Annotated in this window: 21 protein-coding genes; 16 read left to right on the forward strand and 5 right to left on the reverse strand. The window is 47.7% G+C overall.

What is annotated here, in order from left to right:
* The first annotated feature begins 5 nt into the window (after positions 1 to 5).
* The 12 genes from C558_RS31950 (at position 6) to C558_RS32880 (ending at position 11,060) form a co-directional block, all read left to right on the forward strand.
* A complete protein-coding gene (locus C558_RS31950) occupies positions 6 to 278 on the forward strand; it encodes a hypothetical protein (RefSeq protein WP_018759256.1) in 273 nt (90 codons plus the stop codon).
* 171 nt (positions 279 to 449) lie between these two features.
* Complete coding sequence (locus C558_RS0126145; RefSeq protein WP_018759257.1) at positions 450 to 2,732, forward strand: glycoside hydrolase family 3 protein; 2,283 nt, start codon at positions 450 to 452, stop codon at positions 2,730 to 2,732.
* 456 nt (positions 2,733 to 3,188) lie between these two features.
* Positions 3,189 to 4,652 carry a serine hydrolase gene (locus C558_RS0126150; RefSeq protein ID WP_018759258.1) on the forward strand — a complete coding sequence of 488 codons (1,464 nt, stop codon included), beginning with the start codon at positions 3,189 to 3,191 and terminating at the stop codon, positions 4,650 to 4,652.
* 33 nt (positions 4,653 to 4,685) lie between these two features.
* Positions 4,686 to 5,201 (forward strand): GNAT family N-acetyltransferase, encoded by a 516-nt coding sequence (locus C558_RS0126155; protein ID WP_018759259.1) that lies wholly within the window; start codon positions 4,686 to 4,688, stop codon positions 5,199 to 5,201.
* 16 nt (positions 5,202 to 5,217) lie between these two features.
* Positions 5,218 to 6,063, forward strand: coding sequence for a class I SAM-dependent methyltransferase (locus C558_RS0126160; protein ID WP_018759260.1), 846 nt, complete (start codon positions 5,218 to 5,220; stop codon positions 6,061 to 6,063).
* Between the two features lie 81 nt (positions 6,064 to 6,144).
* Positions 6,145 to 6,669, forward strand: coding sequence for a GNAT family N-acetyltransferase (locus C558_RS0126165; protein WP_018759261.1), 525 nt, complete (start codon positions 6,145 to 6,147; stop codon positions 6,667 to 6,669).
* A 141-nt stretch (positions 6,670 to 6,810) separates the two neighbouring features.
* Positions 6,811 to 7,197: an ankyrin repeat domain-containing protein gene (locus C558_RS0126170; RefSeq protein WP_018759262.1), complete on the forward strand. Its 387-nt coding sequence runs from the start codon at positions 6,811 to 6,813 to the stop codon at positions 7,195 to 7,197.
* A gap of 26 nt (positions 7,198 to 7,223) precedes the next feature.
* Positions 7,224 to 7,805, forward strand: coding sequence for a CDP-diacylglycerol--glycerol-3-phosphate 3-phosphatidyltransferase (gene pgsA / locus C558_RS0126175; RefSeq protein ID WP_018759263.1), 582 nt, complete (start codon positions 7,224 to 7,226; stop codon positions 7,803 to 7,805).
* 60 nt (positions 7,806 to 7,865) lie between these two features.
* On the forward strand, positions 7,866 to 8,540 hold the full coding sequence (locus tag C558_RS32875) for a hypothetical protein (protein ID WP_018759264.1): 675 nt from the start codon (positions 7,866 to 7,868) through the stop codon (positions 8,538 to 8,540).
* A gap of 17 nt (positions 8,541 to 8,557) precedes the next feature.
* Positions 8,558 to 9,055, forward strand: coding sequence for a GNAT family N-acetyltransferase (locus tag C558_RS0126185; RefSeq protein ID WP_018759265.1), 498 nt, complete (start codon positions 8,558 to 8,560; stop codon positions 9,053 to 9,055).
* A gap of 560 nt (positions 9,056 to 9,615) precedes the next feature.
* Entirely contained in the window at positions 9,616 to 10,356 is a 741-nt protein-coding gene (locus C558_RS0126190; RefSeq protein WP_018759266.1) for a WecB/TagA/CpsF family glycosyltransferase, read from the forward strand.
* A gap of 59 nt (positions 10,357 to 10,415) precedes the next feature.
* On the forward strand, positions 10,416 to 11,060 hold the full coding sequence (locus tag C558_RS32880) for a hypothetical protein (RefSeq protein WP_018759267.1): 645 nt from the start codon (positions 10,416 to 10,418) through the stop codon (positions 11,058 to 11,060).
* Here the strand turns inward: C558_RS32880 and C558_RS0126200 are convergent.
* Complete coding sequence (locus C558_RS0126200; protein ID WP_018759268.1) at positions 11,046 to 12,368, reverse strand: MFS transporter; 1,323 nt, start codon at positions 12,366 to 12,368, stop codon at positions 11,046 to 11,048. The two genes, C558_RS32880 and C558_RS0126200, sit on opposite strands and share 15 nt — an antisense overlap.
* Before the next feature lie 135 nt (positions 12,369 to 12,503).
* Between C558_RS0126200 and C558_RS0126205 the strand changes: the two genes are divergently transcribed.
* Positions 12,504 to 13,508 carry a hypothetical protein gene (locus C558_RS0126205; RefSeq protein WP_018759269.1) on the forward strand — a complete coding sequence of 335 codons (1,005 nt, stop codon included), beginning with the start codon at positions 12,504 to 12,506 and terminating at the stop codon, positions 13,506 to 13,508.
* 61 nt (positions 13,509 to 13,569) lie between these two features.
* On the opposite strand, the gene C558_RS0126210 is transcribed toward C558_RS0126205, so the two are convergent.
* Complete coding sequence (locus C558_RS0126210) at positions 13,570 to 14,055, reverse strand: DinB family protein (protein ID WP_018759270.1); 486 nt, start codon at positions 14,053 to 14,055, stop codon at positions 13,570 to 13,572.
* 113 nt (positions 14,056 to 14,168) lie between these two features.
* Between C558_RS0126210 and C558_RS0126215 the strand changes: the two genes are divergently transcribed.
* Positions 14,169 to 15,344, forward strand: a complete 1,176-nt coding sequence (locus tag C558_RS0126215) for a purple acid phosphatase family protein (RefSeq protein WP_245583880.1) — start codon at positions 14,169 to 14,171, stop codon at positions 15,342 to 15,344.
* Positions 15,345 to 15,393: 49 nt separating this feature from the next.
* Here C558_RS0126215 and C558_RS0126220 read toward each other — a convergent pair whose 3' ends face one another.
* The gene (locus tag C558_RS0126220) at positions 15,394 to 16,614 is read right to left on the reverse strand and encodes an MFS transporter (RefSeq protein WP_018759272.1); all 1,221 of its coding nucleotides are present in this window, start codon (positions 16,612 to 16,614) and stop codon (positions 15,394 to 15,396) included.
* Between the two features lie 114 nt (positions 16,615 to 16,728).
* Positions 16,729 to 17,325, reverse strand: coding sequence for a TetR/AcrR family transcriptional regulator (locus tag C558_RS0126225; RefSeq protein WP_018759273.1), 597 nt, complete (start codon positions 17,323 to 17,325; stop codon positions 16,729 to 16,731).
* Positions 17,326 to 17,507: 182 nt separating this feature from the next.
* On the opposite strand from C558_RS0126225, the gene C558_RS0126230 reads away from it, so the two are divergent.
* Entirely contained in the window at positions 17,508 to 18,704 is a 1,197-nt protein-coding gene (locus C558_RS0126230; protein WP_018759274.1) for an oxalate decarboxylase family bicupin, read from the forward strand.
* A gap of 1 nt (position 18,705) precedes the next feature.
* On the opposite strand, the gene dapA is transcribed toward C558_RS0126230, so the two are convergent.
* Positions 18,706 to 19,593: a 4-hydroxy-tetrahydrodipicolinate synthase gene (gene dapA / locus C558_RS0126235; protein ID WP_018759275.1), complete on the reverse strand. Its 888-nt coding sequence runs from the start codon at positions 19,591 to 19,593 to the stop codon at positions 18,706 to 18,708.
* A gap of 139 nt (positions 19,594 to 19,732) precedes the next feature.
* Between dapA and C558_RS0126240 the strand changes: the two genes are divergently transcribed.
* Positions 19,733 to 20,620, forward strand: a complete 888-nt coding sequence (locus tag C558_RS0126240; RefSeq protein WP_018759276.1) for a LysR family transcriptional regulator — start codon at positions 19,733 to 19,735, stop codon at positions 20,618 to 20,620.
* Positions 20,621 to 20,939: the final 319 nt, after the last annotated feature.

Here is a 20,939-nt window from a genome sequence, read left to right on the forward strand (position 1 = left end):
GCCCGATGGATCGAACGATGAGCTTTGGGCATAAGATCGAGATATTAAAAGGGTTAGAGACGTACGGGTATCAAGTAGCACATTATATGCTGCAGGAAGAGGACCTTGCGTTAGATGCAGTCAAATTAGCTCTACTGGAGATCAGTGCGAAGGATGAGTTTTTCACAGAAGAAGTCTCCTCGCAACGAGCACAATGGCGCAAATTGGTTATGCGTCACGCGATCCACTTGAAGCAGACATGGTTAGTCGCGAAGCAGCGGAATCCTATTCTGAATTAGGGTGATTTTTAACCCTTGATAAGTTGGATGAGAGAAAGACGCCCAAAAAGAAGTTAAAAATGGCTACTAAAGTCTATCGTTCCCGCCTGTCTGACGACAGGCGTTTTTTTATATAATGGAAGAGAAATGGAAGCGATATCTTCGCTAGAAATAGAGCAGGAGGGATCAGGGATGTCCGATCTGAAACAAACACCTACAACAGAACAACAGGATGTGATTCAGTACGTCAAAAATAACGGAGGCCCAACACTGGGCTACTCGACAGCATCAGGCGTCTCCATATTGGAGCAAGACGGACTATTTTTCAAGGATTTAAGCAAAGATGGGACACTCGATAAATATGAAGATTGGCGGTTGTCTGCTGATGAGCGGGCAAAGGACCTTGCTTCCAAAATGGCGATCGAACAAATCGCGGGACTCATGCTATACAGTAGACACCAATCGATTCCTGCCGTAAGCACGGGGTGGTTCGCCAGCACGTATGGCGGTAAAACTTACGAAGAGAGCTGTGCGAAGCCTTGGGAGCTGACGGATGAGCAGATCGGGTTCCTGGCAAAGGATCATCTCCGTCATGTACTCGTCACGAGTGTGGAGAGTCCGGAAGTCGCGGCGCGTTGGAGCAACAAGGTGCAAGCATTCGCCGAAGGAACGGACTTTGGTATTCCGGCGAATAACAGCTCGGACCCAAGACATAGCTCGGATGCGAACTCCGAATTTAATGCGGGAGCCGGCGGTCATATCTCGATGTGGCCAGAGACCCTAGGACTTGCAGCGACGTTCACCCCTGAGATTACGCGTCAATTCGGGGAAATCGCAGCGAAGGAGTATCGCGCCCTTGGACTAGCAACAGCGCTCTCGCCGCAAATCGATATTGCAACAGATCCGCGTTGGTTCCGGTTCACAGGCACATTCGGGGAAGATTCCAAGCTGACGACGGATCTGGCACGTGCGTATGTCGATGGCTTCCAAACTTCAACCGGGGATCAAGAGATAGAGGGCGGCTGGGGCTACAATAGCGTAAACGCGATGGTAAAGCACTGGCCAGGGGGCGGCTCCGGCGAAGGTGGTCGGGATGCGCACTACGGCTGCGGTAAGTATGCGGTGTACCCGGGAAATAACTTTGATGAGCATTTGATTCCGTTTACGGATGGCGCTTTCAAGCTGGATGGGAAGACGGATAAGGCTTCTGCCGTGATGCCGTATTACACCGTTTCAGTGGATCAAGATCCAGTGAATGGCGAGAATGTAGGGAACTCGTACAGCAAGTATCTCGTGACCGATTTGCTCCGTGAGAAATATGGGTATGACGGTGTTGTCTGCACAGATTGGCTTATTACAGCAGATGAGTCCAGCAGTAAGGATTCGTTCCTCAGCGGTAAGCCATGGGGTGTTGAAGAATTGAGCGTCGCCGAACGTCATTATAAGTTGCTCATGGCTGGCGTGGATCAATTCGGGGGCAATAACGAGATTGAACCCGTGCTGGAAGCCTATCACATGGGCGTTGCCGAGCATGGCGAAGATTATATGCGTGAGCGGTTTGAAAAGTCGGCGGTTCGTCTGCTTCGGAATATTTTCCAATTGGGGCTGTTCGAGAACCCATACTTGGACGTAGAAGAGAGTACGCATATCGTCGGCAATCCGGCATTCATGGAAGCGGGCTATGAAGCGCAGCTGAAATCGATTGTTATGCTGAAAAATAAGAATCAAGTGCTCCCGGTGCAGCCGAAGAGCAAGGTCTATATACCGAAGCGTTATTTGCCAGTGGGCAAAGATTGGTTCGGGTTCCCAACGCCGGAATCGCTCAAACATCCTGTGAATTTGGAGATTGTGGAGAAATATTTCCACGTCACCGAGAACCCGGATGAAGCGGATTTCGCGATCGTGTTCATTTGCAGCCCGAACTCGGGCACCGGGTATAGCCAGGAAGATGCAGATCAAGGCGGAAATGGGTATGTGCCGATCAGTCTGCAATATCGGACGTACACGGCCGGACACGGTCGGGCACAGAGTCTTGCAGGGGATGCGCGTGATAGCGATGTGCTGAACCGTTCGTATCTTGGCAAGAGCGTAACGCCGCATAATACGACGGATCTCGATAGTGTTCTGGAGACTAAGGCGAAGATGAAGGGCAAGCCGGTCATCGTGTCGATGACTTTAACGAATCCGACGATCGTCGCTGAATTCGAGTCGGAAGTGGATGCGATCATCGCGAACTTCGGTGTACAGGATCAAGCGATTATGGAAATTGTGTCAGGTGCGGTCGAACCTACCGCGCTACTCCCAATGCAGATGCCAGCTAACATGAAGACCGTCGAGGAACAGTTCGAGGATGTCGCGCATGATATGGACTGCCATGTGGACTCGGTGAATCGTGTCTATGACTTCGCGTTTGGATTGAATTGGAGCGGTGTGATTGAGGATACGCGTACGGCGAAATATAAGAAAGTGAAGTAAGTGATGTGTATAAGAGGCCCTTATTCCGTGATGGAATAGGGGCTTTTTATGTGTGGTGTGCTGAGATAGGGTGGCGGCAGGAATAACTGCGTTTTCGCAGTTAATTTGAGCGAATGGAGGTGGCGCGTAGGGAATAACTGCTTTATAGCAGTTATTTTAGGAAGAGCGAGCTGGTTTGTCGTAAATAACTGCGATAAAGCAGTTAATTCGATTCAAATAGCGCGGGTGGTGCCCAAATAGATGCAAAATAGCAGTTATTTCTCTATTTGAGCCGGAAGGTCGCTCGAATAACTGCTTAAAAGCAGTTATGTTCCAAAGTAATGGTTCGACATACCCAAGGTTCAAAGAGTTTTCGGTCTTTCTTTCTTGCTTATACAGGAACTAGAGGGAATATGAGGAATTAAGTAAGAGTACAACTGAAATATGAGCTAGGTGTAGGAGAAGGAGTGTGCAGCAATGATCATGACCGAAATGAACCAAGCATTACAAGGAATTCGTCCATTTATTGAGCAGCAGATGAAATTGTGGAACGTGCCCGGTCTTGCGGTCGCGGTAATCAAAGATCAAGAAATCATCATGACTGAGGGTTTCGGTTATCGGGACGTGGAAGCGGGATTAGAGGTCAAGCCAGAGACGTTGTTCGCGATTGGTTCGACGACCAAGGCTTTTACAGCAGTGGCTGCCGGCATTCTTGTCGATGAAGGAAAGATAGACTTAGATGTACCAGTAAAGCAATATTTGCCACACTTTAAAATGTATGATTCGCTCGCAACCGAACGGGTCACGCTTCGAGATATGTTATGTCATCGTACAGGGCTGCCAAGGCATGAACTGATGCACTATAATTCTTCCTTTACTCGAGAAGAAGTTATTGAACGTTTACAGTACTTGGAGCCGAATCAAGATTTTCGTTCAGGTTGGCAGTATCAGAATATTATGTATATGATCGTAGGTTATGTCGTAGGGCAGCGCCTAGGAACAACATGGGAGCAAGCTGTTCAAGACAAGATCTTGAATCCATTGCAGATGAATGTAAGTAACTTTTCAGTGGAATATTCCCAAAAACAACCGAATTATGCTTTACCCTATATGGATCAAGGAGATATGCTTCAACGTATTCCATTCCGGAACATTGACCTGATGGGGCCTGCTGGGTCGATCAATTCGAATCTTATGGATATGGCGAAATGGGTAATGCTTCTACTCAATAAAGGCGTGCATCAAGGACAACAGATTATTTCAGAAAGTAGCTTAGCAGAAGTGTTCAAGCCTCATATGCCTACGGATTCGTGGATCACAAAAGAAACTCCGATGTCTTGTTATAGCCTTGGTTGGTCTATTGAACCGTATCGAGGTCACCAAGTGCTTCATCATGGAGGTGGTATCGATGGTTTTACGGCGGAGGTAGCCTTCTCACCAGATGAGAATATGGGTATCGTAATATTCGCTAATAAAAACGGTAGCCCACTTCCTTTGATATTACGTCATAATCTATTTGATCGGCTGCTGGGGTTGGATGAGATCGATTGGAGCGGTAGAATACGCGGTACAGGAAAAGAAAATGAAACAGAGAATCAAGATGAAACGCATCAGCCTGAAGAAGAAGCGAAGGAACAAATAAGTGCCAATGAACCAGAGAACCTGACGCATCAACTGCACGAATACATAGGTACCTATGAGCATCCGGGATATGGGGAACTGGTTATAGAAATGATCGAGAATAATCTTCAAGTCACATTTAATTCAATCCAACTGACGCTTAACCGCGTGAAAAATCATGCGTTCGAACTGGAATATAAGTCATTCCAACTCAAGACGCCGGCTACTTTCCATTCGGATGTTAATGATCAGATCGTTCGTGTAGCCATTAAAATGCAGCTAGAACCCGGCACAAAAGATATAGAGTTCGTGAAGAAGTAGGCTTACATTCGAGTAACAAAGAGGTGAATGGATATGAGTCAGTTTGGCATATCAGCAATCCCTTACGAGGACAAGACGCTCCTTCACCAACTCATTCAGCTATATCGGTATGATTCGAGTGAGTTTGATGGGCATGCCTTGACGTCGCACGGGTTGTATCTATATAAATATTTGGACCATCAATGGACAGACGAATATCGCCGTCCGCTGATTTTTAGAGTAGATGGCGAATTAGCGGGTTTCGCTTTGGTCGCTCTAGGCGTGCCGAAGGAATTCGTAAAATTAAGCGAAGCAGATGCGACGAACACGATAAACGATTTTTTTATCATGCGGAAGTTCAGAGGCAAGGGGTATGGTAAGCAAGCGGCATTTGCCATATTCGATCAATTTCCAGGTTCATGGGAAGTCCGCCAAACAGCTGCGAACCTCCCGGCGAATCGCTTCTGGAATCGGGTGATTGAAGAATATACGAACGGAGCTTATACGGAGAAGGAACTGCATGGGGAAGCATGGCATGGGCCGGTGCAGGTATTTATGACACGTAAGTAGAGGAGCGTTGTAAACGGTGGAAGAACGAAAATCAACCTATAATATTCAGCATTCGAGTATTGGTATGGAAGCCGAGGTCAATCGGTTAAAAGCTCAAGCCCAGATGGGCTGGGAGAAGGAGTTTCGGAACTTACAATGGTATGGGCTTCAAGATGGCATGAAGGTGTTAGAAGTTGCTTGTGGTCCAGGGTTTATGACAGAGAAGTTAATGGAGAATCTACCGAATAGCCAGATTACAGCGCTCGATATCGATCAAGGGCTATTAGATCAAGCGAAGGCATTATTGAAGCATGCTTCAGCTGATCACGTTGAATTCGTTCAAGCCTCTGCATATCACACAGGGCTACCGGATAACGAATATGATTTTGCGATAGCGCGGTTGTTATTCCTTCATTTACATGACCCACTTCAAGCCGCACAAGAAATAATGCGTGTTCTGAAGCCTGGTGGTACATTGGTGATTATCGATATTGATGATGGCCTATTTGGGGTTATTGAACCGGAAATGGAGATTCTACCTTTGATTCTGAGTAAAATAGCGAAGTCACAATCATCTAACGGAGGAAATCGACATATAGGAAGAAGCTTGCCGCGATTGTTAGCCAGCGCTGGGTATCAAGATGTTGATATGGATGCCGTTATTCAGCATAGTGATCTGCAGGGCCTGGATGGATTTAAGCAGCAGTTTGATAGTGAACGGTTCACCGGATTTTATAAGCGAGGCATACTCAATGCCATGGAGTTCGAGAACTTGAAGCAATCATACGAGGCTTTTAGCCAGAACACTGATGCTTATGCCATGATGGTGTTTCTGATGGCGTGTGGGACGAAACAGAAATCAACTATAGTAACAACGGGTTGAACATTCTGCGGGGTTGATTATTTTTGAAGGCTTTGTTATTTTTATCGGACAATTATTGACGTGACAGGATGGTGGAGAACAATGTCTGAGCAGGTGTATTTAATCAAACCGACGGTAGAGTTAGAGGAAGCTTATATAGATTTTTATCAGGATTGGATCGTAAGTGGAGAGAGTATGGTCCCATGGGTGATTAGCAAGGATCCATCCGATTTCCAAGAGCTGGTGCTATTTCAGACGGAGCGTGAGAAGGGTGAGAACTTGCCTGATAACTGGGTGCCGGATTCTACGTATTGGCTCGTTTCCGAGCAGAATAAGGTCATCGGAGCTGTGAACATTAGACATGAACTGAACGAAAGACTGTTTCAATCCGGCGGTCACATTGGTTATGGCATTCGTCCTTCCGAACGACAGAAGGGTTATGCGACCAAGCTTTTGGCTCTTGCACTTCACCAAACCAAGGAACTGGGGATCTCGAAAGCTCTTGTTGTCTGTGATGCGACGAATATTGGGTCGGAGCGAACAATTCGTAATAACGGTGGAATTGAAGATACGAATTTCGTAGAGGAAGACGGCAATGTTTTGAAAAGATTCTGGATCACAATCTAGAGCACGACGTATTTGCGAAAAGGTGTGGATCGGACGCTGGTTAATGATCATGGTGATACCCCCTATGATGTGTGTGTTAAACAAGGGCACCTAGAGTTAGCATTACTCTTCAAATAAATAGAACAGTAAGGGAGATTATTTATGGAAAGTAAATCGATTGCACCAGAACTTGTACAAAGTTATGTCGGTAGTGCGCACGGTGATTTTGAGCGTGTTAAAGAGCTGCTTGAGCAAGAGCCTGGCTTATTGAATGCTTGCTGGGATTGGGGGAATGGCGATTGGGAGACGGCTTTAGGAGCTGCCGCGCATATGGGAAGAAGAGATATCGCCGTTTTTCTCATTTCGAAGGGCGCCCGCATGGATATTTTTACGGCAGCTATGCTCGGAAAAATAGACATTGTTCGAAGTCTGATTAGTGATAATCCAGAGCTGAAGAATTGCCTAGGTCCGCATGGTATACCTCTTATTAATCATGCTGAAGCGGGTGGGGCTGAAGCTGCTCAAGTCGTAGAATTTCTAAAGCAATAGTAAGCTCATGATCGGAGGGAACCCTCATGAATTTAGCGAATAAAATCACGATTGCAAGAATCGGGCTCATTCCTTTATTTATGCTGGCGCTTCAACATTATCCGGTATGGATGGTAGAGCTAATGCCTTTTCTAAGTCAAGTGAACCTGTATGGATCAGGTTTAGCGGTGTCCATCTTCCTCCTGGCCTCAACGACCGACAAACTCGATGGATATATTGCGCGTAAATATAATCAGGTGACGCCTCTCGGCAAACTGTTGGATCCCTTGGCTGATAAGCTGCTCATTTCGGCTGCGTTATTAATGATGGTGGAACAGCGTATGATTCCGGCGTGGATGGCGGTTCTCATCATTGGCAGAGAAGCAGTGATCACGGGAATTCGGGTCCTTGCTGCTGCAAGAGGCGTAGCACTGGCGGCTGATAAGCACGGCAAGCTCAAAATGGTCCTGCAAGTCGTTGCAATCGCCGCCATTCTACTCAAGAACTATCCATTTGCATGGATCACCTCTTTACCGGTTGACTTTATGTTGATGCTCTTGGCAGTTGTCCTAACCATCTATTCAGGGTATAAGTACATCGTGAATAATTATCGTACACTTCACTTATGAATACCTCACCCGCTCTAGAGAAATAATACCTAATATTTCCTGCGAGGAGTTAGGTGAACGATGATAGTTAAACAAAAGGTTCTAATAGCATCCATAGCTGGGCTATTGGTGTTGTCCGGTTCAATATACGCAGCGGTAACGAGTTCGCGAATTTTCATCAATGGCGCAGAATTTGCGAGCAGTGTGTTTAACCTGAAAATGGAGAACGGGACGGCGATGGTATCCTTGAAGTCGATCGTCGAAGAACTTCGTGGGAAGGTAGCTTACAAAGACAATGCCTTCTACGTCACGATGCCTGAAGCATCGGAGATGCAAATGCAGATCAATAGTCTCGAAAATGGACTGCAAGCTTACTCGCCAGAGGAAGCGGTTCAGACCTGGATTCGGGGCGTGCAGCGGAGAAGTGGTGGAATGCAATATGCGGTGTTGTCACCGAAGCTTCGTGAGCAGACGAAGAAGGAATTTATGGAGAGCTTCTGGGTGACAGGCGGTTCCAGCCCGCATATGGGCAAGGTGGATGCACTCCAGACGAAGACGATTTCGCCAGATCAAGTACAAATCTCTTTTCATTATCCGCTCGTTGCACAGGACAAGGTGATCGGCACAGGAAGTGCTGTCTTAACGGTTGACAAAATTAAGCGAGAGTCCTTCGATTATTGGGGAATCTCACGAATTGCCTTGAAGGATCCCGGAGATACAGGTGTGATGATTGGCGCAACCAAGCTAACTTATTAATCAATTGAGGTGATGGGTTGGAACTGAAGTTAAGTCGAGCGAAGGTATCGGAAGCGGAAGTTATATTCAACCTTCAACGCGAAGCATTTCTGCCTTTACTGGAAAAGTACAAGGACTACGATACGAATCCTGCGAATGAATCCATAGAAAAGGTCGTCACTCGTATTATGAATCCGAGACGTGCCTACTATATGATTCGTTATAACGAAGTATCTGTTGGTGCTATTGGTGTTCGATGGGATGAGACAGAATCACATTATTGGATTAGCCCGATATTCGTCATTTCTGCCTATCAAGGACTAGGCATCGCACAACAAACCATCAATACAGTTGAGAGCATGTACCCAATGGCTGAGACATGGGAATTAGCCACGATCTTAGAAGAGACTAGGAATTGTTATCTCTATGAGAAAATGGGGTACTGCACAACTGGTGCTACGAAGGGACTAAATGAATTTGCAACACTGGTTTTTTATTATAAGAAAATGCAGTCTTCAAAGGCTGCCAGCTGTTGAGAAACCCTGAGAATAGGGTTTCTTTTTTGGTTTAGGAACTTTTTCCCTCAATTGCATCGCAATATAGGAATGATTCACCGAAGTTTAAAATGCATTCGAGTTCCATAGTACGGGACCTATAATACTAATCCAATCAGTGTTGAAATATGGATAGACCAGGAAATAACTGCAAAAAAGCAGTTAACCGGCCCGTTCAAGCGCGTCCCGCCTGAAATAACTGCAAAAAAGCAGTTAATCGGCCCGTTCAAGCGCGTCCCGTCTGAAATAACTGCAAAAAAGCAGTTAACCGGCCAGTTCTAGCGCGTCCTGTCCGAAATAACTGCAAAAAAGCAGTTAACCGGCCCGTTCAAGCGCTTATCGCCTGAAATAACTGCAAAAAAGCAGTTAATCGGCCCGTTCAAGCGCGTCCCGCCTGAAATAACTGCAAAAAAGCAGTTAATCGGCCTGTTCAATCGCGTCCCGCCTGAAATAACTGCAAAAAAGCAGTTAATCGGCCCGTTCAAGCGCGTCCCGCCTGAAATAACTGGTAAGACAAACAACCATGAAAGTAGGGTTTCTCCATGAAAGATACAGCACAGATCATGGGAATTCAGTTCCCTAAACGAACACTAGACGAATCCGTTAATATTCTCCGCCAAGTTGTCGAAGAGCCACAACCTGAGTTGTTCCATGTGGTGACGGTAAATCCAGAGATCACAATGGCTTGTCAGAAAAATACCGAACTGCGTTCCATTGTCGAGGAAGCGGGCATGATCACCGCGGATGGGATCGGCATTGTCATGGTCTCCCGTATTAAAGGCAGCCATCTTCCAGAGCGTGTTACGGGATACGATATGCTGCTGAAGCTGCTTGAAGTAGGGAATGAGAAGAACTGGTCCTTTTATTTGCTCGGGGCAGATCCTGTAACCAATCCCAAAGCATGTGAGGTTATTCGAGCTACCTACCCGAATCTTGAGATTTGTGGGAATCAACACGGATTCTTTAAGCCAGAAGAAGAGGGAAGAATCATTGAAGAGATAAGCGCGGCCAAGCCGGATTTTCTGATCGTTGCGCTGGGAGCGCCTTACGCGGAACGGTGGATTCATCAACATAGAACCAAGTTGAATGCGAAAGTCGCAATTGGGGTTGGCGGAAGCCTTGATGTCATTGCTGGAAAAGTGAAGCAGACTCCTGAAGTATGGAAGCGTTGGAATGTGGAGTGGTTGTATCGACTCATTCAACAGCCTCATCGTTGGCGTAGACAGTTGATTTTGCCGCAGTTTGCGATTCGAGCCATTTTGTACCGCGAGGGACGACGTTAGTATAAGTCCGATGCGAGGGGTTCAAACATTAGATCTCGTAAAAAGTTGGGGGTGATTACTTGGCATCACTTCACCGCATACAGTGGATTGATACATGCATTCGAAGGGGAAATTATCCGAATGTTGACGCGATCAGGGAACAATTCGAAATTTCAAGAAGACAAGCGATGCGGGATCTCGAGTATATGCGAGATTCACTCGGAGCGCCAATTGCCTATTGTTCTCGTCGTAGAGGATATTATTATGAGGATGAATCATTTGTAATTCCAGGCCCACAAATTACTGAGAGCGAACAAGAAATGCTATCTTCTTTAGCAGCCCATTACGAGGTTCTAGCTCAGCATAATCGTCGCACAACGGGAACGTTCACGGAACTAGCAGCGCTATTATCACGTCTCTCGGGCAGACCGCTAAACCTATCGATGAAGATTCATCAGATTCAACGAGATGGCATCATACCATTTCAAGCTGTGGCAAGACTAGAATCTCGGGATAAATCACTGAACAGCATTCCGACCTCGTTACAGCCATATTACCGAGGTCGGAATGAAGAACAGGTCATAATATTTGAATTCTATGATTCCTATGAATTTATCCCTGCGCTATTAGCCTCGGGATTGACATTCGTCATTACGCATCCCAAATGGTTACGGCATAAACTCATGCAATATCTCGATCGGATGCACCAGTTACATCGCGGATGATTTCGGCGCCGCAGATTTCCGCCGCGTCCAGATCACAACCGGGATCAGTAACAGGGAGAGAAACCCTCCTGCGTAAGATAATACGGCATAACTGCTTGACGCCACGACCATACCGGAGAGGGCTCCGCCCGCTGCTCCCGCTAATGCCGTAAGTACATCCAGCGTTCCTTGCGTTTTGGCACGTGTCGATGCTGTGGTCGCATCTACGATCAGCGCCGTACCGCTAATAAATCCTAAATTCCACCCTAGCCCCAATAGTGCAAGGGCCGTAATCAAGAGAACGAGGGAATCCCCTGGCGCGATAGCAGCGAGTAACCCTGCAGCGAGCAGTATGACTCCAGATGTGTAAGCCATGAAAGTCCGTCCCAATTTATCTACGAGGATACCTGTAACAAGAGAAGGAAAATACATGGCACCGACGTGGATTCCAATAACGAGTCCCACTTCACTCAGTCCGTGTCCATGGTGCTTCATATGAATTGGCGTCATCGTCATGATGGCAACCATTACAAGTTGGGTTAAGACCATAACGGTTGTTCCCACAATGACCCCACGATTGTTGACGATAGAAGATTGATCTGTAGATGGATTCGCCTCAGCAGATTTCTTCGGTTGCTGTCCATCCCAGCTCTTTGCGATCAACAGTGGATCTGGTCTGAGAAATGCCAGTAATACGAGTCCGGCAAGGATAAATGCTGCGGCCCCTAGCATAAATGGGCCTGCTAATGCAGGAACTCCCACAGAGAGGGCGAACCGACCCATCGGCTCGACTAAATTCGGACCTGCTACGGCGCCAAAGGTTGTCGAGACCATGGCGATACTAATGGCTGTTGCTCGTTGGGTAGGCCCCGCTAGATCCGTCCCTGCATAACGAGCTTGGAGATTGGTTGCGGTTCCCGCTCCGTATACACACAGCGAGGCGAACAATAAGATGATATTACTCATGATTGCAGCCATGACAACGCCAATCGCGCCTATTCCACCCACTAGAAATCCTAGGCCGAGCCCGAGCCGCCGCCCCGAACGCTGGGAGAATCGACCGATGAGAAAAGCGGATAAGGCAGAACCTAATGTGAGCAGGGCAGCAGGAATTCCGGCATAGCTATCTGTCCCGAGCATCTCTTGGGCTAATAGCGCCCCAACCGTTACCCCCGCAGCGAGACCTGCACCGCCAAAAATCTGAGAAATAACGACAATGAGCAGTGTTCTTTTATACAGCCTCTGCTGCTCGACAGGGGAATGTATGTAGCTACCCGCTTTTTTTCTATTATTCTGGATAGCGGATGAATGTTCGTGTTTAAGCTCCATTTAAAATCACCTCCATTTAACAATACCACATGACAATATATGGCACACCCCTATGATATATTTGAGGTAGTTCAAAAATTCAAGAACACGAATTTACGAATCATAACGCTAACAGCGAAGATGGAGGTTTTTTTGATGACTCAAGCATCTTTTCAAGCTGGAACAACGACAGCAAGATTAAGTCCATGTTGGACGACCTATCTCGGTGCAGTACATGGTGTATTATCTGCAGCGCAAATGACGGATCTCTCTTTTAGCGAGATGGCGGGGATGACAGGAATGGCTTTTCAATTGATCGTACATAAGCACTGCGATGTGGCATCGGTTACCGTCTACGATTGGGTAGGGCGCCATCGTAATGCGTTGGATCGGATTGGCGTGTTGTCGGAGGTCTATCATTATGAGCCGGGAGCACGAACCTATGAAGCAGCCCGTATACGCGCTGTTGAACATATTAAAGCTTCGATCGATCGCGGAATCGGTGTTATAGCTTGGGCTATCGATACGGGAGAGTTCGGGGTGATCTACGGGTACGATGATGAAGATGGCGTATTCCTCGTAGATGGTGTGGATAAATTCAACCGGACACTTGGCAGTGATCCGATGATGTATGCGAATATTGCGAAGAAGTTCTCACCCGCTCCGTTTCTTCATTATCAAATTCCAGTTGAGCGTGTGCCTTATGACTGCGAGCAAGTGTATCGAGACTCGTTACATTATTATGTGAACGAAATGGAGAAAGAGGAGCATATTGCACCGGATTTCCAATGTGGATTCAAGGCATATGATAACTGGATTCAATCGCTAAGAGAGGCATCCTATCAGGATTTCGGACTGCGATATTTGGTATCGGTCTATGCGGAATCGAAAATGTGTGCTGCGGAGTATGTTCGCAAGTTATCGGAGACGTGGACGGGAATATCCGGGTTAGCTGATATTGCAGCGAAATTCGAAGAAATATGGGAGATCTATCGGGTGATGTCGGAAGAGGTGCTCATGCAGGACTGGAATGGGAATCAACATCTTGGCAAGCCCGTATCGAAGACGCAGGTACAGCAAATGATACCGCTTCTGGAGCAGGCTAGGGCATTAGAGGTAGAAACGGTCGGTCTGGTTAGACAAGCATTATCGATAAGCTGAGGAGAAGATCACACCTCGATGGCGGATCTTCTCCACCAATCTTCAATCAGCCGGTAGTCTTCTAATACAAAATGAACATATTAATGTCATGACCCAACACTTTCAAATAATTGAACAACTGGGCGCGGTGATGGAACACGTGGGTAACGACTTCAATAAGCCATTTGACTTGGACGGAACCTTCTTCCGCATAGAAGGCCTTGGTAGATTTATTCAGAAAATCTTCTTTATTCAGGGAAACCATATAGTCCTTCAGTGATTCGTAGCTCTGTTGCATGCTATCACATAACTGCTGTGGATCCGTTACGTCCTGAATACTGCCTTCGATGTGCGCGAATTCGGAGCCATCCTGTTCCTGGATAATAGCGAGGTCGGTTGCAGGGATCATGACGAGATGGTGTGTCAACTCGCGTAAGGAGCGCATGTTCTCCTGTGGACGATAATCCCACTGTTCGGGTGTAATGAGACTAACCAATCGTTGTGTGCTGATCACGCCATGTTCTAATTCATGTAACAAGTGGTCACGAATGATGGATACGTTACTCATTATAGAATTCCTCCTCAGTAAATGGGTTGCTGTTTCATAGATGCAATTTATTAGATTCATCGTAACGAATACGATAGGGTTTAGCAAATTTTACATAAATCCGCGGTTGAGAGGTGTCCACTATACTAGAGATCATTAAAGGACCATACTTGCAATCTCCCAAAGTAGACGGCATGACGATCATGTGGGAGACTTCCATGCCTGCTTCGTCGTGCGTTGATGTATTGCTAGCTGAACGCATCCATAGCGGGCATCAGGGCAATTACCGCAAGCCAGATCAAGTATTGAGCACGATTCAGCATGAAGATTTTACGACGATTCATCGCGTCACTGTGGAGGGGTTGGCACCGGAACAGCTGTATTTCTACCGCATTTCATCCAGAGATACAGATAGCGAAGTGATGTCAGACACCTTTCCATTGAAGACAGCCGTTCCACCCGGAGGAGCATTCTCCTTCGCGGTCACCAGCGAGACGGGAGGATATAGCGGATTCGATACGACCGGAGGATCGATTAACCGACGCATCTTCCAACAAATGCAGCGCTATCGTCCTGATCTGGCTTTGTTTATCGGGGATATCGTAAATGATGGGCGGGAATATGAAGATTGGGAAACGTATTTTTTTGGCCCGGGCCGAGACTTCCTTACGAATACTCCCTTTTATAGCTGCCTTGGCAATCATGAGTGCAACGGTGAGTGGTACGATAAGCTTCTCGATTTTCCAGCCCCTCGGAACTACTATTCGTTCGATTATGGCGATGTTCATTTTACCTGTCTGGACAGCACCGACTTTATTCCCGATGATACCTACCCGTACGCAAATGGAGGCATTGCACCGGGCAATGCACAGTTTGATTTTCTGGTTCAAGATCTGGCTTCTTCGACGGCGAAGTGGAAGATTGTCTTCTTTCACTATCCACCGTATGTGTCTGGCGGTTATCAAGTTGAGGATCTGCGGCAGCTAAGTCCTCTTTTCGAGGCAAATGAGGTAGATCTCGTAATCACTTCCCATACGATTGTCTACGAACGGAGTCATCCCCTATACCAAGGACAGATCGATGAGGCGCGAGGCATTACCTATATCGTGGCGGGCGGTGCAGGAGCAATGCCATCTTGGCTGCTCCCGAAGCGGGAATGGCATACGTCCCAATCGGTAGCGGTGCCGCATTTCGTGCAGGTAGTTGTCACACCATCGAGATTAGAGCTTCGAGCGATCGATGATGAGGGGCGGCTGTTCGATCAATTTATTCTCAAAAAAGATCAAGCGAGTCAGAGAACATATTTCTAACGCAGCCAAAAGAGCGCCCCATCGGAGCGCTCTTCGTCATTTTACTAAATTATGATTCGTTATTTTTCACTTTCATCTGAACCGGATCTGGAGCGCTAAGTCTTGATCTGAGGGCCAAAATGAACCCAAGGAATAGGATGAGCGCCGCTGAGATGTACGGGAAATTCAAGTTCATGTCGAACAGGACGCCTGCTACGGCAGGACCAGCGATATTTCCGAGACTCGTGAATGCGGAGTTCAACCCGGCAATATACCCCTGTTGGTCTTCGGCTACCTTGGACATTTGCGTACCGATCGCCGGTCGCAAGATATCAATCGACAAGAACAGGATGAATGTGACGACAATAATCAGCCAATACGTGTGTACAGCGAGTGTTAGGAGAACGAATATGCTTGCGATGAGCAAACACGTACTAATCACTTTTTTCTCGCCGAATCGGTTAAGCAGCCATCCAAAGATCGTGACCTGGACCACAGCGCCTGCGATGGAACCGAATGTAATAATGAAGGCAATATCTTTCGCGGTGAATCCGAACTTGTGATCCACGAACAGGCCGAAGATCGTCTCATAATTGGCGAGGCCGAATGAACACACGAATACAATGATCAGACTGATGAAGTACGGCTCGCGATAGGATTGCAGAACCTGCTTGATCAGAGGTTGTTTCTTGCGTTTCTCGTTATTGGCTGCGGTACGCTTCTCCACAGACCGAGATTCCGGAAGGATCAAGAAGGTAAGGACAGCTGCGATGACACCGGCGACTGCGGCCGAGTAGAAGGGAACGCGAATCCCGAAATCTGCGATATATCCTCCAATTCCTGGACCGATAATGAAGCCGGTTGTGATTGCTGCATTGATGAGTCCCATCCCTTTGGCACGCTCTTCAACCGACGTCACATCAGCGGTGTAAGCCATGACGGAAGGCATAATGAGCGCTGCGCCCACCCCTCCGAGCATTCGGGAGAGGAATAAGAGTGTAGGTGCATTCGCAGCACCGAATAAATATTCGGAGATCGCGAAAACAATCAGACCGGCGATGATCGTCTTTTTACGACCCAATGTATCGGATAGACGCCCTGCTATCGGAGAGCAGATGAGCTGGGTAACCGAAAATGCTGCGACGAGCAGACCAACGACACTTCCGGAAATATGAAGCTCGTTCATATACGTTGGCATAATCGGAATGACGAGGCCAATTCCGGTGAAGACTAGAAATAGATTTAACATGAGGAGCAGCAAGGCCCCTCGATTACGTAGTAATAATGACATAATAATCTCCTTAACTGTTGAAAAAATAGAATAATACTGAATGTTCGGTCTATATTTTATGAAAATATTCGACCCTTTCGTTTACTAGAGAGGGCCGATTTATGTTGAGCATCGCTAAGATTCGGTTGCAATGCCGTGCAGGACGACTTGGATCGCCATTCGATAGAGCCCAAGCTTCTCCTCAAGCGTCGATTTCCGGGACATTTGATTCAGCCCGTAGGTTAGACTTTCCAAAATGATGGCCATATATTCCACGTTCAACGACTTGAATTCGCCTTGCTGGATGCCATCCTGTAGTAAATCTTGATAGAACAACAAGTGGCGCGCAACCATCTCTGCAATTCTCTCTTCCGCTTCGGGCGTAATTTCCTCGGTGTAGAAGAATTCATCGGCAGCCTTCGTCAGCGGGTGATTCAGATCATCGAGCACCAGATCTTCGGCAATCTGGAATAGCTTCTCGGTCGTCGTCTTGTACTGTGATTCCTTCTGCTTCCACTTCACTTCCCATTCCTGATCCCATTCATCGATCAAGTGGAGGAACAAGCCTTCTTTACTTTTGAAATGATAATAAATATTCCCTTTGCTGCTTCCTGTCGCTTCGACAATATCTTCAATCGATGTGGCTTTGTACCCCTTCAGTGTGAAAAGAGCCCTAGATGCATCAGCTATCCGCTTCTTGGTCTGCTCACTCTGGATTTGCTTCTTATTCATCAGAATCCCCTCACTTGTAGGACGGATCATTATCCCAAAATTAAACATACTGAACGCTTGTTCAGTATGTTATCAGAGTTTGCTAGTAGATTCAAGTCATAGGACGAGGCGGATTGGGCATAGGTTACTTGGTGATGTATGATGTCGCTTGTGAAAAGTCAAATGCGAGAGGAGTGTGACTGATGGAACACCGTCAGAGAACTTCAACGGGAAATGGAGCTAGGAGCGGAGATATTCCCCAGCCAATACGGCGTGAAGACGGTGCGGGCGCTACCGATCTTGGACCTCGCGATGTGATGCGGGATTGCGAGAATCCGAATATGCTCGTCCCGCCAATAACGGACAACGGTCTCATTCCGAATATGAGATTCTCTTTCTCGGATACGCATATGCAGCTCAATCAAGGCGGATGGTCGCGGGAAATTACGGTAAGAGAGCTGCCCATCGCAACGACGCTCGCGGGTGTGAATATGCGGTTAACGCCTGGCGGCGTAAGGGAACTCCATTGGCATCAGCAAGCGGAATGGGCCTTCATGATTATGGGCAAAGCGCGGATTACATCGGTGGATGCCGAGGGACGAAATTTTATTGCGGATGTTGGTCATGGAGATCTATGGTATTTTCCACCGGGGCTTCCACATTCGATTCAAGGGCTTGAGGATGGTTGCGAATTTCTATTGGTCTTTGATGACGGGCACTTCTCTGATCTGAATACATTATCGATATCCGATTGGTTCGCACATACGCCGCGTGATGTGCTCGCAGCGAATTTTGGTGTGCCTGAGAAGGCATTTGAGGATATTCCTAAAGGGCAAGTCTATATTTTTCAAGATCAAGTGCCAGGTTCGATCGATAGCCAGGAAGTTCAGTCCCCTTATGGAACAATACCACTTAGCTTCAAGCATCAATTGCTGGCACAGAAACCGATCATCACCCCTGGGGGAAGTGTACGTATTGTGGATTCTACGAACTTTCCAATCTCGAAGACGGTCGCAGCTGCATTGGTGGAGATTCTGCCTGGCGGCATGCGTGAGCTGCATTGGCACCCGAATAATGATGAGTGGCAGTATTATTTGACGGGGCAGGGACGAATGACCGTATTCGGTGGAAATGGAGCGGCACGCACCTTCGATTACCGGGCAGGCGATGTCGGGTACGTGCCGTTTGCGTACGGGCATTATATTCAGAATACTGGGACAGATACGCTGTGGTTCCTCGAAATGTTCAAGAGCGACCGGTTCGCCGATATTTCCTTGAATCAATGGATGGCGCTCACCCCGCGTGATCTCGTGCGAGATAATTTGGATGTGGGAGACGAACTACTGAACGCGCTCCGCAAGGAAAAGTGGCCTGTCGTACGCTATCCGAAATCGCCATAGTCTAGGTTTGTAACTGCTGAACATAAGTCGCGAGCCGTTCACGCAGCTCAGGACTGATCGGAAGCATCGGCAGTCGTAAGCTTTCATGCTTGATGATGCCTTGCTCGTGAAGCAGCCATTTGAGTGGTGCGGGATTTGGCTCGGCAAAAAGGAGACGTACCAACGGCAACAGTGCGTCGAATTGCGCTTCAGCGTCGGCATGCTGGCCTGCTACGAATGTATTATAGAACGTGACGAATCGATCGGTATGCACATTGGCAGATGCGGACATCATGCCTTTCGCTCCAGCGGATAAGGAAGCGTAGAGCAACGTATCTTCGCCGCATAGGATCGGCTTCGTCTCGGAGCCTCGCGCAAGTGCTGTCACAAGATCGGTGTTCGGCGTGCTGTCTTTCATCCCGATCACGCCATCGATATCGAGGATTCGGCGAACCGTATCATGTTCGAGCTTAAGCCCGGTACGGTGTGGAATTTCATAGAGAATGACAGGTACGCCTACCTGCGCCGCTCTGCGGAAATGCTCAACGACCCCTTGCTGCGAGGGACGATTGTAGTAAGGGACGACGACTAGTACGGCCTCTGCGCCAAGCTTACCAGCCTGTTCGATGCGGGATACCGTCGAACGGGTATCATTGGTGCCTGCCCCAAGGACAATAGGAATGCGGGAGTCAGCTAATGCGCTTTGTGCGGTTGCCATCATGCGTTCGATTTCTTCTTTCGAGGTCGATGGCGATTCGCCTGTCGTACCGTTCAGCACGATGCCATGCACGCCGCTCTTCGCTATGGAAGAGACAAGGTGATGCAGTGATTCGAGATCTAGTTCTTCATGCGCGTCAAACGGGGTAACGACAGGAACATAGACGCCGTGTAGTTGGTGTTCATTAAGCATAAATAGAGTCCTCCTTCAAGTGGATGATGCGATGATTCGTTTCTTCCACCTTATCATGGAATATTCCATCGGAGTTATCTATAATAAGTGATCATAGGTATCGAAAATATTGATGATTAAGATAGAAGGTGGACAGGCCATGGATATGACGACATTTCAGACATTCCGCGAGGTAGCAAGACGAGGCAGCTTTACGCGTGCTGCTGAAGCACTGGGTTACGCGCAATCTAGCATTACGGCACAAATTCAGAAGCTAGAGCAGGCGTACGGGGTTACGTTATTCGAGAGGGCTGGCAGACAGATGCGATTGACGCCGCCAGGGGAAGAACTCTTGAAGTTCGTCCTGCCGATGCTGGATTTGTATGCGGAGTCGATGGAGAAAATCTCGCAGCAAATGGGCGGCACGCTGACGATCGGAACGATCGATTCGCTCGCTGCTTATGTAATGCCGACGTATTTGCAGCAGCTGCGTGTGGAAATCCCAGGACTATCCGTTCATTTATTCCCGGACCGTGAAGATGTTTTGCTCGCGAAGGTGAAAGAAGGGGATTACGATATTGGCTTGTTGCTCGACCGGATTCCGGCAGATCCTGCTCTGCAATGTCAGGTTGTGCGTGAAGAGCCGCTTGTACTTATTGCTGAGCCTGGACATGCACTCTCGACACGGGCGCAGGTCGAGATTGCGGATCTCGAAGATTGTGAATTCATTATGACGGAAGGAAGCTGCCTGTACCGCAGTATGTTCGAATTGCTACTGAAAGATACGAAGATTAGGTATCGTACTGTCTTCGAGCTGGGCAATTTGGAGGCGGTCAAGCATTGCGTGATGAAGGGTCTTGGGATTGCGCTCTTGCCGCGCGTTGTTGCGGAGGGAGAAATTCAACGTGGGAGTCTTGCGGTCATCCCGTTCCACCACCCCGACCTACGCATCTACCTGCAATGGGTGATGCACCCGAAGAAGTGGCGTTCCGCTGCACTCGATCATTTCATCCGACTGATAGACACCGTCGAAGCTGAGCTTCAGTGAGTCGTGAATCATGGAACATGCCAAAAGAAGCTACCCGGGGGTATCCCCCTGTGCAGCTTCTTTTTTTCTCGTCGTCGTGGCTGCGGAGTGCCTGCAGATGCGGCTACCGAAATCAACTTTCTCGCAGTAGCAGTAACTCTCGCACAATGTCCCTTGCGTTCTAACGAACCGTAGAGCGCTTATTCTCAAGATATTGGCCATGTTTCCACGCTAACGAACTCAGTTATCTCTATTTGATCAAATTCAGGTGAAATTGGGCGAAATTGAAGACAATAGCGCCGCTGGAGTTCGTTAGAATTTCAAAACACGGTATTTTGCG

The organism is Paenibacillus terrigena DSM 21567 (assembly GCF_000374845.1).
GTDB lineage: Bacteria > Bacillota > Bacilli > Paenibacillales > Paenibacillaceae > Paenibacillus_K > Paenibacillus_K terrigena.